The organism is Bradyrhizobium sp. 155 (assembly GCF_023101105.1).
Classification (GTDB): domain Bacteria; phylum Pseudomonadota; class Alphaproteobacteria; order Rhizobiales; family Xanthobacteraceae; genus Bradyrhizobium; species Bradyrhizobium canariense_D.
This window is the reverse complement of record NZ_CP064704.1, coordinates 5,185,481-5,199,706: the sequence shown is the minus strand read 5'-3', so window position 1 is coordinate 5,199,706 and position 14,226 is coordinate 5,185,481. Positions and strand designations below refer to the sequence as shown.

The 14,226-nt window shown below is 64.2% G+C and carries 13 protein-coding genes; 4 read left to right on the top strand and 9 right to left on the bottom strand.

Annotated elements, in window-relative coordinates; genetic code table 11:
- Nucleotides 1-5 precede the first annotated feature (5 nt).
- The 7 genes from IVA93_RS25360 to IVA93_RS25330 all read right to left on the bottom strand — a co-directional run bounded on the left by IVA93_RS25360 (nucleotide 6) and on the right by IVA93_RS25330 (nucleotide 5,209).
- Nucleotides 6-470: a GFA family protein gene (locus tag IVA93_RS25360; RefSeq protein WP_007608185.1), complete on the bottom strand. Its 465-nt coding sequence runs from the start codon at nucleotides 468-470 to the stop codon at nucleotides 6-8.
- Nucleotides 467-2,338, bottom strand: a complete 1,872-nt coding sequence (locus tag IVA93_RS25355) for a methylmalonyl-CoA mutase family protein (RefSeq protein WP_247370974.1) — start codon at nucleotides 2,336-2,338, stop codon at nucleotides 467-469. The genes IVA93_RS25360 and IVA93_RS25355 overlap by 4 nt, the downstream gene beginning before the upstream one ends.
- Nucleotides 2,339-2,419: 81 nt before the next feature.
- The gene (folK, locus tag IVA93_RS25350) at nucleotides 2,420-2,911 is read right to left on the bottom strand and encodes a 2-amino-4-hydroxy-6-hydroxymethyldihydropteridine diphosphokinase (protein WP_018456875.1); all 492 of its coding nucleotides are present in this window, start codon (nucleotides 2,909-2,911) and stop codon (nucleotides 2,420-2,422) included.
- Nucleotide 2,912: 1 nt separating this feature from the next.
- On the bottom strand, nucleotides 2,913-3,281 hold the full coding sequence (folB, locus tag IVA93_RS25345) for a dihydroneopterin aldolase (RefSeq protein WP_018456874.1): 369 nt from the start codon (nucleotides 3,279-3,281) through the stop codon (nucleotides 2,913-2,915).
- A complete protein-coding gene (gene folP / locus IVA93_RS25340) occupies nucleotides 3,278-4,138 on the bottom strand; it encodes a dihydropteroate synthase (RefSeq protein WP_247370970.1) in 861 nt (286 codons plus the stop codon). The genes folB and folP overlap by 4 nt, the downstream gene beginning before the upstream one ends.
- A 271-nt stretch (nucleotides 4,139-4,409) precedes the next feature.
- The gene (locus IVA93_RS25335; RefSeq protein WP_247370964.1) at nucleotides 4,410-4,817 is read right to left on the bottom strand and encodes a DUF4332 domain-containing protein; all 408 of its coding nucleotides are present in this window, start codon (nucleotides 4,815-4,817) and stop codon (nucleotides 4,410-4,412) included.
- 26 nt (nucleotides 4,818-4,843) lie between these two features.
- Nucleotides 4,844-5,209: a hypothetical protein gene (locus tag IVA93_RS25330; RefSeq protein ID WP_018456871.1), complete on the bottom strand. Its 366-nt coding sequence runs from the start codon at nucleotides 5,207-5,209 to the stop codon at nucleotides 4,844-4,846.
- A gap of 346 nt (nucleotides 5,210-5,555) precedes the next feature.
- Here IVA93_RS25330 and IVA93_RS25325 point away from each other — a divergent pair, with 346 nt between their 5' ends.
- From IVA93_RS25325 to IVA93_RS25315, 3 genes are all read left to right on the top strand, one after another.
- On the top strand, nucleotides 5,556-7,184 hold the full coding sequence (locus tag IVA93_RS25325) for a helicase HerA-like domain-containing protein (RefSeq protein WP_085362366.1): 1,629 nt from the start codon (nucleotides 5,556-5,558) through the stop codon (nucleotides 7,182-7,184).
- A 133-nt stretch (nucleotides 7,185-7,317) separates the two neighbouring features.
- Nucleotides 7,318-8,646: a glycosyltransferase family 87 protein gene (locus IVA93_RS25320; RefSeq protein WP_026233257.1), complete on the top strand. Its 1,329-nt coding sequence runs from the start codon at nucleotides 7,318-7,320 to the stop codon at nucleotides 8,644-8,646.
- Between the two features lie 53 nt (nucleotides 8,647-8,699).
- On the top strand, nucleotides 8,700-10,094 hold the full coding sequence (locus IVA93_RS25315) for a M20/M25/M40 family metallo-hydrolase (protein ID WP_247541252.1): 1,395 nt from the start codon (nucleotides 8,700-8,702) through the stop codon (nucleotides 10,092-10,094).
- A 196-nt stretch (nucleotides 10,095-10,290) separates the two neighbouring features.
- On the opposite strand, the gene IVA93_RS25310 is transcribed toward IVA93_RS25315, so the two are convergent.
- Together IVA93_RS25310 and IVA93_RS25305 are read right to left on the bottom strand one after the other, a co-directional pair.
- Entirely contained in the window at nucleotides 10,291-11,070 is a 780-nt protein-coding gene (locus tag IVA93_RS25310) for a class II aldolase/adducin family protein (RefSeq protein ID WP_018456867.1), read from the bottom strand.
- A 187-nt stretch (nucleotides 11,071-11,257) separates the two neighbouring features.
- Nucleotides 11,258-12,907 carry a glycosyltransferase family 39 protein gene (locus IVA93_RS25305; RefSeq protein ID WP_247370959.1) on the bottom strand — a complete coding sequence of 550 codons (1,650 nt, stop codon included), beginning with the start codon at nucleotides 12,905-12,907 and terminating at the stop codon, nucleotides 11,258-11,260.
- A gap of 313 nt (nucleotides 12,908-13,220) precedes the next feature.
- Between IVA93_RS25305 and IVA93_RS25300 the strand changes: the two genes are divergently transcribed.
- A complete protein-coding gene (locus IVA93_RS25300) occupies nucleotides 13,221-14,096 on the top strand; it encodes a DUF308 domain-containing protein (protein WP_166517692.1) in 876 nt (291 codons plus the stop codon).
- Nucleotides 14,097-14,226 lie beyond the last annotated feature (130 nt).

The following is a 14,226-nucleotide window of genomic DNA, read 5'->3' as shown; positions in this document are numbered from 1 at the left end:
GCGCCTCAATCATGGTCCGGATGCTGATGGCTGACGATGGTCGCCATCTTCTCCGGTCCGTAATTCTGCTGCGTGGTCTGGCTTGGAAGATTGGCGATCCCGACCACCCAGCCGAGACGGGACTCGGTGCCGAACTGCCGCGTCGGCACCACGTGGTCCGGGCGGTCGAACGCGCCGGTCATGATCTCGATGCGGTCGCCGTCGATGCGGCCGAAGCTCAACGGCGTGCCGCAGGCGGCGCAAAAGCCGCGCTCGGCGATGGAAGAGGAGCGGAAGAACGACGGCTTTCCCTTGGTCCAGGCGAAGTCCGTCTTGTTGATGTCGGCAAAAGAGGCGAACGGCGCGCCGCTGGCCTTCTGGCACATTCGGCAGTGGCAGATCGAAACCCTGTTCGGCGCCGTCATGACTCCAAAGCGCACTGCCCCGCATTGGCAGCCGCCGGTGAGAACGGGTTTGCCTGCTTCCGTCATAGCTGCTCCATCCGTCGATACGTGTTTTGCAGCGTCGCAAGCGCATCGGCACCGGCAAAGACGAAGCCGGTGACGCCGGCTGCACGCAGCGCCGCCTCGGCCTCGGTCGGGCGGCCTGCCAGATAGATAAGTCGGGCCCCGGCGGTTTGCAGGGCCTGCGCCGCGGCTTCGGCGTGTTCCGCATAAACCTTGTCGCTGGAACAAAGACAGGCGAGCCCGGCGCCGGAGGCCTTGAAGGCGGCAGCCAACTGGGCCGGATCGGCGAAGCCCTGGCTGTCGACGGCCTGGATGCCACCGGTCTCGAACAGGCTTTTGGCAAAGGTCGCGCGCGCCGTGAAATCAGCGGGCGTGCCGAGATTGGCCAAGAACACTTTCGGCCGCGCACCGTGTGCCTTCAAGGCCGCATCGGATTCGTCCCGCAGCGCCTCGAACGGTTCCGCCAGCCGGATCGGCGGCAGCGCGTCGAACTTGTATTTTTGCTCGCCATAAGGCGCCAGCGCGATCGGCGTCGCCTTCAACACCGCAGTTTCGTTCTCGTGCAGGTTCGGAAACTCGCTGGCGCCGGTCAGCACGTCGCGGCGTTTTGCGATGTTGGCGTCGCGGGCTTTTCGCGCAGCCGCGACCTTGCTCTGGAACAGGCCCTGCTGAAGCGCAGCGAAGGCGCCGCCGGCTCTCTCGCTCTCCTGGAAGAGCGCCCAGGCCGCGTCGCAGAGCTGGCCGGTCAGCGTCTCGATGCCGCCTGCGCCTGCCGCGGGATCGCTGACCTTGGCGAGGTTGCTCTCTTCCAGCAGCACGAGCTGAGTATTGCGCGCCACGCGCCGCGCGAATGGATCGGGCAGGCCGAGCGCCAGCGTATGCGGCAGCACGGTGACCGCGTTGGCACCGGCAAGTCCGGCCGCAAACGTTGCCATGGTCGCGCGCAGCATGTTCACATAGGGATCGCGCTGCGTCAGCATGCGCCAGGCGGTATCGGCGGCGATGTACAGCGGTTTTGGCGTGAGCCCGCACGCCGTCTCGATACGCGCCCACAGCAGCCGCAATGCGCGGAATTTTGCCATGGTGAGGAACTGGTCTGCATCTGCGGCAAGCCGCGCATAGACCATGCCCTGCGCCTGCTCCAGAGGAACGCCCGCGCCCTCGATCGCGCGGAAATAAGCGACGCCGCAGGCGAGCGCGAAGGCGAGCTCCTGCGCCTCCGAGCCACCGGCATCGTGGATCACGCGTCCGTCGGCCGATGTAAACGGCCCCTTGAAGCCGAGCGCGGAGAGGCCCTTGACGCCGCCGGTGATGGCCGGAACGATCTCATCCCAGGTATAGGGGCTGTGGCCCCACACCGCGCAGGCCGCGAGCGGATCGAGCCCGAAGCGGATGTCGCAGGCCCCGGGATCGATGCCCTTGCTCTTCACATATTCCGCGACGTGGATCGCCGCCATCCGTGATTGCGGACCGATCTCGAGCTCGAGGTCGATGCCGGCATCGAGATGGACGTCCTTCAAGATCCTTGCGACTGCGTCTGCGGTCGGTTCCAGCCCGAAACCGTGAGCGGCATTGCCGCCGGCGAACACCAGCGCCAGACCCGTCGCACCATTTTCGAGATCGGTCAGTGCCTGCGCATTCGCCGCACTTGCATCGGGATGGTCGATCCGCTGCATGATCCGCCAGGGCGCCGCCGCCGGCCGGCCCACCACGGGCGCAACACCTTTGGCGCGCGGATAGAGCGGATCGATCTTGAGTCCGTCATAGGTCTTGCCGACCAGCTTCTCGAACGGCGCGCCCTTTAGCACGCCATCGACCAGCTTGCGCCAGTCGTCGACGGTCGCCTTGGGAAAATCCGCCGCCAGCGGCAGGTCGTCAGTCGCGGAGGTCATGCGGCGAAGGGCTCCCGAAAATCTTGTTGTTCGCAGGCGAAATTGCCACGGCCGGCCGTCCCTGCAAACGGTTGTTTTTGGTTAACCGGTATCCGGAAGCCGCTCAATGCCTTGTGTCGAGACGCTGGCGAGACCGTCATGGACACGAATGCCTGCGATCACGCGGTCGGGCGCGATCTCGGCCAGCGGCACCAGCACAAAGGCGCGCTCGAATAGGCGCGGATGCGGCAGGGTCAGGTCAGGCTTCTGCATCGACACATCGTCATAGGCGATCATGTCGAGATCGAGCGTGCGCGGGCCCCAGCGCCGCTCTTTATCGCGGGTGCGGCCGAATTTCTGCTCGACCTTCTGCATCACGAACAGGAGCGCATGCGGATCAAGGCTGGTCTCGATCTCGATGCAGGCGTTGATGAAGGGAGCCTGGTCCTCGTCGCCCCAGGGCGGCGTCGCATAGTCCGACGAGCGCGCGATCAAAGCGGCCTGCGCCATGCCGCAGATATGGGCGATTGCCTTCTGGAAGGTCGCGCGGACATCGCCGACATTGCCGCCGAGCGCAATCAGGACGCTCGCCATGTCAGGGGTGCCGCGAGCGCGTCAGCATGACGCCGACGTCGTCGAAGATCGCGGCGATCGGCGCATGCGGCTTGTGCACGGTGATCTTGACCGCACGGATGCGCGGAAAGTGCGACAGGATGGCGTCGGCCACCGCGCCGGCCGCGCGCTCCAGTAGCTTGTAATTGGTGTTCTTGAAGGCCGCGGTGGTGGTCGCCACGACGTCGGCGTAGGACACGGTGTCGGCGAGCCGGTCGCTGCGGGAAGGCTCCGACAGGTCGGTATAGAGCTCGAGGTCGATGACAAAGCGTTGGCCGACCTCGGTCTCGTGCTCCATCACGCCGTGGCGGGCATGGATCGACAGGCCGGTTACGAAGATCGTATCGGTCATGGCTTGCTCTCGATTGCGTGCGCCACTCGCAGGGCCTGCAAGGTCTCGGCGACGTCGTGGGTGCGGATGATTTTCGCGCCGCGTTGTGCGGCGAGCAGATGTGCGGCGATCGAGCCGGCGAGCCGCTCGGTCGGCTCCGACGGCGACACCGAGGCGATGAAGCGTTTTCGCGAGGCACCAACGAGGATCGGCAGGCCGAACATGTCGAGCTCGCGAAGTCGTGCCAGCGCAATCATGCTCTGTTCTGCCGTCTTGCCGAAGCCGATGCCGGGATCGAGCACGATCTTGTCGCGGGCGATGCCGGCTTGTGCCGCGATATCCAGCGAGCGCTGGAAGAACGCCTTCATGTCCGCAATGATGTCGATGGCGGGATCGACCCTGTCGCGGTTATGCATGACGATGACAGGGACGCTCCTCGCGGCCACCAGCGGCGCCATGCCGGCGTCGCCTTGCAGGCCCCAGACGTCGTTGGCGATCGCAGCGCCCTGGTCGAGCGCAAAGGCCACCACTTCCGCCTTCATGCTGTCGATCGAGACCGGCACGCCGAGCGCCACGATGTCCGATAGCACCGGCTTGAGCCGGGCCAGTTCGTCTGCCGCGGTGACCGGCCGGGCGCCCTTGTAGGGCCGGGTGGACTCGGCACCGATATCGATGATGTCGACCCCCACCTCGATCATCGCCCGCGCCCGCGCGAGTGCCTGCTCGGGCGCGATGAATTCGCCGCCGTCGGAGAATGAATCCGGGGTGACGTTGAGCACGCCCATCACCGCCGGGATCGGCCGCTCCAGCAGCGTCCGCAGCACGTCAGGCCCGACTGAACCGGCCGCCGGGACGGATGGGGAGTGCGAGGCATTCATGCGGCCCGCTTTAGCGGTCGCGGAGGGGGAGTCAAGACGGGAAGGCGTGGGTTGCCAGCGTTTGGGCAGGGCGTCGCACACCCTCGCTGTCATTGCCCGCGAAAGCGGGCAATCCAGTATCCAGAGACAGTGCCGCGATACGGAGGAGCCGCGGCGTACTGGATACCCCGCTTTCGCGGGGTATGACGGCAGAGTTGGGATGCATTGTTGCTCATCGGGCAAAACAATGCCGAGAGAGTAGCGCCCACCCCGTATGCGGAGAGCAGCAGTCCTAATACGAAATCTTCGGCGGCAGCTTCTTCGCCTTGGCGATGATGTCGCCGACCGACTTCTCCGAGGGCAGGATGCGGAGCAGCTTTTTCTTCTCGTTGGCGTCCCGCATGCTCTGGGCGAGCCTTGCCGGGTTACGGTAGGCGAGCTCGCGCACGGTGGTGACGCCGGCGGCGCGGACCAGACCGATCTTGGCCCTGCCCATGCCGGGGATGCGCATGTAGTCGGAGACGTTGGCCCATTCCAGCAGCAACTGCTCGCTGATGCCGGTCTTCGCGGAGAGCGCCTTGCGGCCCTTCACGGTCGAAGCCGCCTCGAGCAGCGCGTCGGTGGTGCGGATACCCTGCGCCTTCAACTTGTTGGCGGCAAAGGCCGACAGGCCCTCAATCTCGGAGATCGGATATGTCATGATACTCGATGTGAAATGCGCAGGCGTCAGGCGAACTGGCTGAGGCCCGGGGTCCCCGCGATGATCTTGCCCATCTGATCCGCTCCGATTTTGTCTCGGCCGAAGCGAAAAAGTTCACGGGCGATGTTCTGAATCTCGGACATGCCAAGTCCCAGGCCCATCAGGCGCGTGCCGACCGCCATCAGGCCGCCGCCCATCAGCCGCGACAGTCCTCCGCCGGTGCCGGATGCCTCGATTGCCGCTTCTGCACCTGGAATCTGGTCGATCAGGACCTGGACGCTGTCGGAAGGACCCTCGTTGCGGAGGAAGCCCAAGATAATGCCGACGGTCTTTTCGGCGACAGCACTATCTATGCTGGCGTTTGTCGCCAGCCGCCCGATTAGCTCGTCCATATGGCCGCCCCTCAGCCGGTTCACATGCCGGAGTATTGCTTTCGAAAATGATCTTGAGCCGGTGTGGTGTGAAATACAAGCGATGAACGCCATCAACGTTCCGATTCATTCTCGAACGCGCGAGAAGTGTTGCAGTGATGCAAGAGCGGAGATGAAATCGGCAAAAAAATGCCGCGATGCGAATGCGTCCTTCCTACTTTCGGCGGATGTCCACCTGCATATTTCCGACGATGTCGCATGCCCGGAGCGCGTTGAATGGTTTCAATCAGCGCGCGACATGCGTTAAACTACGGAACTGTGCATTCGAGTTTCGATATGCGAAACAGGGCAGAGAGATCAGGGAATAATGACCGCACAGGACAGCAAGCTCGGTGATACCGACGACAAAATCTTCGTCGGTAAAGGAAACGAGCAGGCTTGGCTGACGCTGGCGTTCGCCAATCGCCACGGCCTCGTCACAGGTGCAACCGGAACCGGCAAGACGGTCTCGCTGCAGGTTATGGCGGAAGGATTTGCGCGCGCCGGTGTTCCGGTCTTCGCGGCCGACATCAAGGGCGACCTCTCGGGCATCTCCGAGGTCGGCGTGCCCGCGGATTTCATCGTCAAGCGCGCCACCGAGATGGGACTGACGTTCGAGCCCGACCAGTTCTCGACGGTGTTCTGGGACGTGTTCGGCGAGCAGGGCCACCCGGTCCGTGCGACCGTCACAGAAATGGGCCCGCTGCTGCTCGCACGTATGCTGGACCTGAACGACGTGCAGGAAGGCGTGCTCAACGTCGCCTTTCGCGTCGCCGACGACAACGGGCTGACCCTGATCGACATGAAGGATCTGCGCGCGCTGCTCGATGCCATCGTGCCCGATGCGGGCAAGAAGGGGACGGATGCCGAGGACAGTCCGCTTGCCGAGATCAAGAAGGCGGCGCAGGGTTTTGGTAATGTCACCAAGGCCACGGTCGGCACCATCCAGCGCCAGCTTCTGGTGCTCGAGAACCAGGGCGCCACCAAATTCTTCGGCGAGCCGGCGCTGACGCTGAAGGACTTCATGAAGACCGACCGCGACGGCCGCGGCATGGTCAACATCCTCGTCGCCGACAAACTGCTGCAGAGCCCACGGCTTTACGCGACATTCCTGCTGTGGATGCTGTCGGAATTGTTCGAGGAGCTGCCCGAGGCCGGCGACCTGCCCAAGCCGAAGCTGGTCTTCTTCTTCGACGAGGCGCATCTGTTGTTCAACGACGCGCCCAAGGCGCTGATGGACAAGATCGAGCAGGTGGTGCGCCTGATCCGCTCCAAAGGCGTCGGCGTTTATTTCGTGACTCAAAACCCGGTCGACGTGCCCGACCGCGTGCTCGGACAATTGGGCAACCGGGTGCAGCACGCGCTGCGCGCCTTCACCCCGCGCGACCAGAAGGCGGTCGCCGCTGCGGCCCAGACCTTCCGCCCCAACCCGAAGCTCGACACCGCCAAGGTGATCATGGAGCTCGGCAAGGGCGAGGCGCTGGTGTCCTTTCTCGAAGGCAACGGCACGCCGGCGATGGTCGAGCGGGTGATGATCCGGCCGCCATCGGCCCGGATCGGACCGATCACGCCGGAAGAGCGCAAGGCGATCATGGATGCAAGTCCGGTGAAGGGCAAATACGACACCGCCGTTGATGCAGAGTCCGCCTACGAGATGATCCAGAAGCGCATTGCCGGCACGGCGGCGACTGCCGACCCCGGCGCGGCTGGCGGCATTGGAGGCGGTGGCATCCTCGGCCAGATCGGCTCGATGGTCGGCACCATCTTCGGCACGAACGTCAAGCGCGGCCGCCTCTCGACGGGCCAGGTCATCGCCCGCGACGTGACCCGATCGGTCACCAATCAGGTAATCGGGGGGATGGCGGCCAATATCGGCAAGTCCGTCGCCGGCCAGCTTGGTGGCTCGATCGGCCGCACGCTGGTCCGCGGCGCGCTCGGCGGCTTGCTGCGCAGGTAGGCAGAAAGCCTCGTTTGAGGCAACTCCTCCGCAAACCCGCCGCTTGTGCGCGGCGGGTACAAATTCGGGTGATCAGGACTCTCCAAGCGTTCGTTGGTCTGCTAGGTGCTATGGCCCCTGACTGGACCACATCGTGACCTCACCTAAATCTTTCGTTCGATCCGGCGCACTCCGAACCCTGTCGTTGCGTGCGCCACTCGACCTGCTCTTCCTGCTCTGCTGCTTCATCCTGGCTGCCGATGTCCTTGGTCCCGAGATATTCGGGCACGGCAAGACCAAGGACTACGGCCTGTGGTACTGGGCCGGGCAGCAGGTCTTGAAGGGTGGGCCGCTCTATCCCGGCGATATCCACCAGTACTTCGAGTTCATCTACCCACCGCTGCCGGCGATCCTGCTGGCAGTCCCGAGCTGGTTCGGCAAGATCGCGCTCTACAGCGTGCTGTCGATCCTGAATATTGCGGCGTGGTGGTACACCGGGATGCTCTCCAATGCCATGAGCGGTTCGGGCCGCACGCCTGGCCCTTGGCTGGAGGCGCTGCCCGCTCTCGTCACCGTGACCTTCGTGTTCGACATGTTCGATCTTGGCCAGCCGAACCTCGTCTTGCTGGCGATGATGCTCTACGGCTTCTGGAGTTTGCAGCATCAGCGCTCCTGGCTCGCAGGCTTCATGTTCGCGCTCGCCGCCGCCATCAAGGTGTTTCCCATTGCGGTGCTGCCCTATCTGGTCTGGCGGCGAAAGTGGGGAGCCGCCGTCGCTACGGTCGCGTTCGCCGGCATACTTCTCTATATCGTGCCGGCCCCCATTCGCGGCTTCGAGCGCAACGCCGCCGAGGTCAAGACCTGGTATCAGGGCATGGTCGGGTCGAGTTCGGAAAAAGGATTTGGCCAGCGCGACGAGCAGAACTGGTCGTGGGTGAACCAGTCACTCATTGCTGTCACGCACCGGCTGGTCCGGCCAATCAACTACAATCAGGAGGATCCGAGCAAGCCGCCGCGCACGATGAATGTCATCGACGTCGATTACAGGACGGCGAACTGGATCGTGCTGGCGCTGTCGGCGTTGCTCGGACTCGGCTTCGTCGCGGTCATGCCACGGCAAGCGCGGCGCACGGCGCGTTCGGACGCCGAGGAACTCGGCATCCTGTTCTGCCTGATGACGGTGGCATCGCCTCTGGCGCGGCAATACTACTTCATGTGGCTGTTCTTCCCGATGACGGTGCTGATGCATCGTGCCGCCTTCGACGAGCGGGCGAACGTGCGCCTGGGAACCTGGCTCGCCCTTGGCGCCGCCGGCATCCTCATGCTGCTGGCGCTGCCGTGGTTTCCAAATGTCTTGCAGGCCTGGGGCAACAACCTCGTCGCCACGGCGGTGCTCGCAGCTAGTCTCGCATGGCACATCCGGCATCCGCCGGTTGCGGCTGGCCCCAACGCCGCGGCAGCGCTAAAAGCCGATAGTTCTTGAGAAGACATCTTGAGCCCCGACGTCTTGGGATTCGAACGCAGGGAATACGACCAATGGCAAATGCGCAGCTTCAATCCGTGCTCGACCACATCGACAAGGAGTTCGACAACAGCCTGGAGCGCCTGTTCTCGCTGTTGCGGATCAAGTCGATCTCCGCCGATCCGGCCTTCGCGGCCGATTGCAAGGCGGCGGCCGAGCATCTTGCCAGGGACATCGCGAGCCTCGGCGTTGCCACTGAAGTGAGGCCAACCGCCGGCCATCCTGCGGTCGTCGGCAAGAGCTTCGCGGGCGGCCGTCCGCATGTGCTGTTCTACGGCCACTATGATGTGCAGCCGGTCGATCCGCTCGAGCTCTGGCACCGCCCGCCATTCGAGCCTGTTGTGACCGACCATGCCGATGGCCGCAAGATCATCGTGGCGCGCGGCGCCGAGGACGACAAGGGCCAAGTCATGACCTTCGTCGAGGCCTGCCGCGCCTGGAAGAAGGTGACGGGGTCGCTGCCGATCGACGTCACGTTTTTGATTGAAGGCGAGGAAGAAGTCGGCTCGAAGAACTTCGTGCCCTTCATCGAAGCCAACAAGGACGAGTTTAAGGCTGACTACGTGCTGGTCTGCGACACCGGCATGTGGGACCGCAACACGCCGGCGATCACGACCTCGCTGCGCGGCCTGCTCTATGAGGAGCTCAAGATCACCGCCGCCAATCGCGACCTGCATTCCGGCGTGTTCGGCGGTAGCGCGATGAACCCGATCCGGGTGCTGACCAAAATTCTCGGCGCGCTGTTCGACGACGACAATCGCATCACCATTCCGGGCTTCTATGATGGGGTGAAGGACACGCCGCCGGATATTCTCGCGCAGTGGAAGAAGCTCGATTTCACGCCGGACACATTCCTCAAGCCCGTTGGGCTATCGATACCGGCCGGCGAGAAGGGCAGGCTCCTGGTCGAGCAAGCTTCCACGCGTCCGACCTGCGACGTCAACGGCATCTGGGGCGGTTATATCGGTGAGGGCTCGAAGACGGTGATCCCGTCGCACGCCTCGGCCAAGGTCTCGTTCCGACTGGTCGAAGGGCAGGATCCGCAAAAGATCCGCAAGGATTTCCGTGAGTACGTGACGGCGCGCATTCCGGGAGACTGCAAGGTCGAGTTCGGCGACCACTCTGCCGGGCCTGCGATTGCGCTCGACTGGAACATGAAGCCGCTCGCCGCGGCCAAGACCGCGCTGACCGAGGAATGGGGCAAGGAGACCGTGTTGATGGGCTCGGGCGCCTCGATCCCGATCGTCGCGGACTTCAAGCGTACGCTTGGGCTGGATTCGCTGCTCGTCGGTTTCGGCCTCGACGACGACAATATCCACTCGCCGAACGAGAAGTACGACCTCCGCAGTTTCCAGAAAGGCATCCGTTCCTGGGCTCGCATCCTCGCGGCGCTGGCGGAGGTGAAGTAGGGCGCTCTTTCCTCGTCATTGCGAGCGTAGCGAAGCAATCCAGAAATCTCTCTCCGGCGCCAGCCTGGATTGCTTCGTCGCTTCGCTCCTCGCAATGACGGGGCCAAATAAAAACGCCGCCCGGAATTGGGCGGCGTTTCATTCCAAAACGCGTAGAGGTTCGTTGACTGTTACCCTACACCAAATCCCGAAAATTTCAAGAGCGGTAGCCCGGAAGCTCGCGGTCCAGCTTGCGTAGCAGCGGTGGCCACACGAGGTTGGTGGCGCGCAGCTCGGCGCGGTCGCGGTTGGCGAGCAGCTCGGTGTTCTTGTCGATCGCGACATCGTCGACCGGGTAGACCGGCGTGCCCAGCGCGCGCGTACGCACCTGCATCGAGCAGGCTCGCTCGAGGTGATACATGCGCTCGAAGGCCGAGGCGACCGAGCGCCCGACCGTCAGCGTGCCGTGGTTGCGCAAGAGCATGTGGTTGTGGTCGCCTAGGTCCTTCTGCAGCCGCGGCCGCTCGTCGTGGTCGAGGGCGATACCTTCATAGTCGTGATAGGCGAGGTCGTGGGTGACGAGCTGGGCGGTCTGGTTCAGCGGCAGCAGGCCTTCGGCGCTGCTCGAGACAGCGGTGCCGTCGAGGGTGTGAAGATGCAGCACGCAGATGGCGTCCTCGCGAACCTCGTGGATCGCCGAGTGGATGGTGAAGCCGGCGGGGTTGACGCTGTATTCGCTCTCGGAGAGCTGGTTGCCGTGCAGATCGACCTTGACGAGGCTCGACGCCGTGATCTCGTCGAACATCAGCCCGTAGGGGTTGATGAGGAAATGATGGTCGGGGCCGGGCACGCGCGCTGAGATGTGGGTGTCGACCAAGTCGTCCCAGCCGTAGAGCGAGACGAGGCGATAGCAGGCGGCGAGATTGACCCGTTGCTGCCACTCGGCCTCCGTCATGTTCGACGGCACTTCCTTCAGGCGCGCTTCCGCTGGCGACATGGCTGATCTCTCCGAACATCGTTGTTGCAGGGAGGGAGCGTAGTCCTGCCGCGACCTGCCAGCAAGGCACACAAAGCGCGGCAGTCCAGCGTAGCCCGCATGAGCGAAGCGACATGCGGGGCTGCCTGATAGGCCCCGGATGTCGCTGCGCTCATCCGGGCTACGGTCCTACAAGAGAGAAGAATTTTTACGGCGCCGGGATCGAGAGCAGGCTGGAAATGCTGCTGCCGCGGATATCGTAGACGCGGGCGAACACCACGTCGTCGCGCTTGATCTCGACCAGCACGGGGGCGGTGAGGCCCTTGCAGTAGAACTCACCGAGCGTCATGGCGAAATCGGCGGCATTGGAATCCCAGCCAATGGTGAAGTCGGGGCCGAGCGCGACCTGGGCGGGACGCTGCGGACCGCACACGGCGACCTTCCATTTCCGATTGCGCGGCGGCACTTCCTGGCGTTCGACCAGCTGCTCGCGCAATTCGTCGGAGGCCTGCTTCAGCGCGAGGCCCCAATAATCCAGCATGAAGCGGTCGTCGGCGCCGCGCACGGTGCCGGCGATGTGGTTGAAGTGGGTGTATTGATAGGGATGCAGGCGGATCATCTCGGCGAGCGAGAGCGCAAGGCCAAAGCAGAAGGTGGCGAGCACGACCGGCTGCCAGGTGCGATGATTGGCGCGCAGGCGCTCCATGGCCCAGCCAAAGGCGAGGCCGCCGAGCACCGCCATCGGCGGGATCACGAAGACGAAATGGCGGATGCCATTGTACAGCGCCGGTCGCTTCACCATCGCGATCGCGAGCGGCAGCGTCGCGGCGAGCGTGAGCATCAGCAGGATGGTCTTGCGGCGGGCTGGGACCTCGCGGCGGGGCAGCATAACCAAGGTGCCGATCACGGCGCCGAACGTCAGCACCAGCATCACCTCGGGCAACTGAAGTGCGAACAGCGTCGGCAGATAGGACCAGGGCATGTCAGGCACGGATACGATCGCGCCGTCGAACATCTCCTTCCAGGGTTTCTCGAAGAAGTGCGAGAAGTAGGTCAGCGCCTCGAAGGGATTGCCGGGCTCCATGATCGACCACGGCCAGATCAGCCCCATCACGAGATAGCCGAGCACGAGGCCGGGCAGCAGCACGTAGACGACATGAGCGAAGCGTCGGACCGACTCGCGCAGGCCCTCACTGCGCAGTTCCTCCAGGAACAGCGGCATGAAGCCGATTACGGCATAGACCAGCGCAAGGCCGCCGAGGATGCGGGTGCCGAGCGAGAGGCCGGCACCAAGGCCGACGATCAAGATCGTGCGCGGCGAAGGCTGCGGATATTCCTCGGCGAGGCGCACAAGGCCCAGCATCAGGATGATCATGGCCACGGCGAAGGGCGCATCCTTCGGGTTCATGAACATGTGGCCGTAGAAGATCGGGCAGAGCGCGAGCAGCAAGAGCGAGGCAAGTCCCGCAAGCGGGCCGCCGATACGGCGGCCGAGCCGCCACGTCACGGCAAGTCCGATCACGCCGACGACGGCGCCGACCAGACGGCGCGTCTCGAACAGCTCGAGCGGAATCACCTTGTGCAGGAGGGCCGCGACCATGTCGAAGCCGCCGCCATACATATAGAGGTTGGCGAAGGAGAGTGCCGCGGTGTCCTTGAAACCGGAACCGAACAAGCGCAGCAGCAGGTCGGCATATTCGGCGTGGGTGTAGTCGTCCCAGCCGAGCCCATAGTCGCGGAAGGTCAAGCCTGCAATGACGGCGACCGCAGCCAGCACCAGCATGGCGAGATCGTCGCAAGTCCGTTCAACCGAGCGCCGCAGAGGCGTGTCGATCGCCGAAGTCGTGATGGATGTCATGGCTATTGGTGACCCGGAATCCCCTCTTGGCCCTGCTGGTGCGCGCGGGCCTGCTCCCCGGAATCCCTATAGCGCAGTTCCATTACCAAGTAATTGGGCATTATGGCTAAATTCCTGATGCAACGCAGCAAATCCGACCAACTTGAGAGCAGCCTAGAAGTAGCGAGCCGTAGCTGAAGGGAATGTGAATAAGTCCCTGATTTCCTTTCCTTTAGGAACGCAGCCTATAATTCGACGTTGGCGTGGAACACCGGATGACGGTATCGTGGCGTGACGAGTGTCGCGTATGGCTGCGCGGCCGGGGGTGAGTTCGATGGCGTTGGCATTGTTGATCGCGGGGATTTTCGCCGTTTTGGCGGGCCTCCTTGCGATCCTGTTCGGCTTCACCGTCAGGGAATTCAGTCTCGGCAGTACCCTCATAATCTCCGGTACCATCGGCGTCTGCTCCGGACTGTTACTGGCCGGCCTCTACGTGGTGGTCGCGGAGTTGAAGGGCATCGCCCGCCGGCTGGCTGGATCAATTGCACCATCCGACGTTCGGGTCAGGCCCGTGCTGCCGGGTCTCGGGATGGCCGGGACGCCTGCCCCCGCGCCTGAGCCGGCGGGCGCCGAGAAGATGGAGCCGGCGCCGCCATTGCCGGCCGCAGGACCGCCGCCTTGGCAGAACGAAGCAGCCGCGCGCGAGCGTCCGCGCGTCGAGCCGCCGCCAGCGCCGGAAGCTCCGAGCCCGCCTGAGGTTCCGGAACCGCCGCGCCGGCGCAACCTGTTGTTCGCCTCGACCTCCCGCAAGGAGCGTGAGCGCGCGGAAGCGAAGACCGGCGAGGGCTTGCCGCCGCTGCCGCATGCCGAGCCGTCGGCGGAGCCTGCCGCCCCGGAGACGCCGCCTGCGAGCTTTGACGACGCCTGGCCGAAGCCGGACCGTATGAGGCCTCCGGAGCCGCCGGCCGCCGCGCGGCGCCCGCCACCGCGCTCGCCGTCGACCTTCGCTGAGCCTGCTCCGCCGCCCGCACCCGAGCCTGCGGCTGCGGCCGAGCAGACGCCTGTGACCGTGCTCAAATCCGGCATCGTCGACGGCATGGCTTATTCGCTCTATTCCGATGGCTCGATCGAAGCCCAGATGCCTGAGGGGATGATGCGCTTTGCCTCGATCGACGAGCTGCGCTCCCACCTCGACCAGCGCGGCGCTTGAGAGCGGGCGCAGGCAAATCTGGTGCAGGCAAAACGCTAGGGTAGACAAGTAAAGCGGTGGTGTTCTTGTCACTTCGTCAGTAAATCAGCCCGGATTCCTTAGTCGTCCCATTTCAGCCGAACGTATTGTT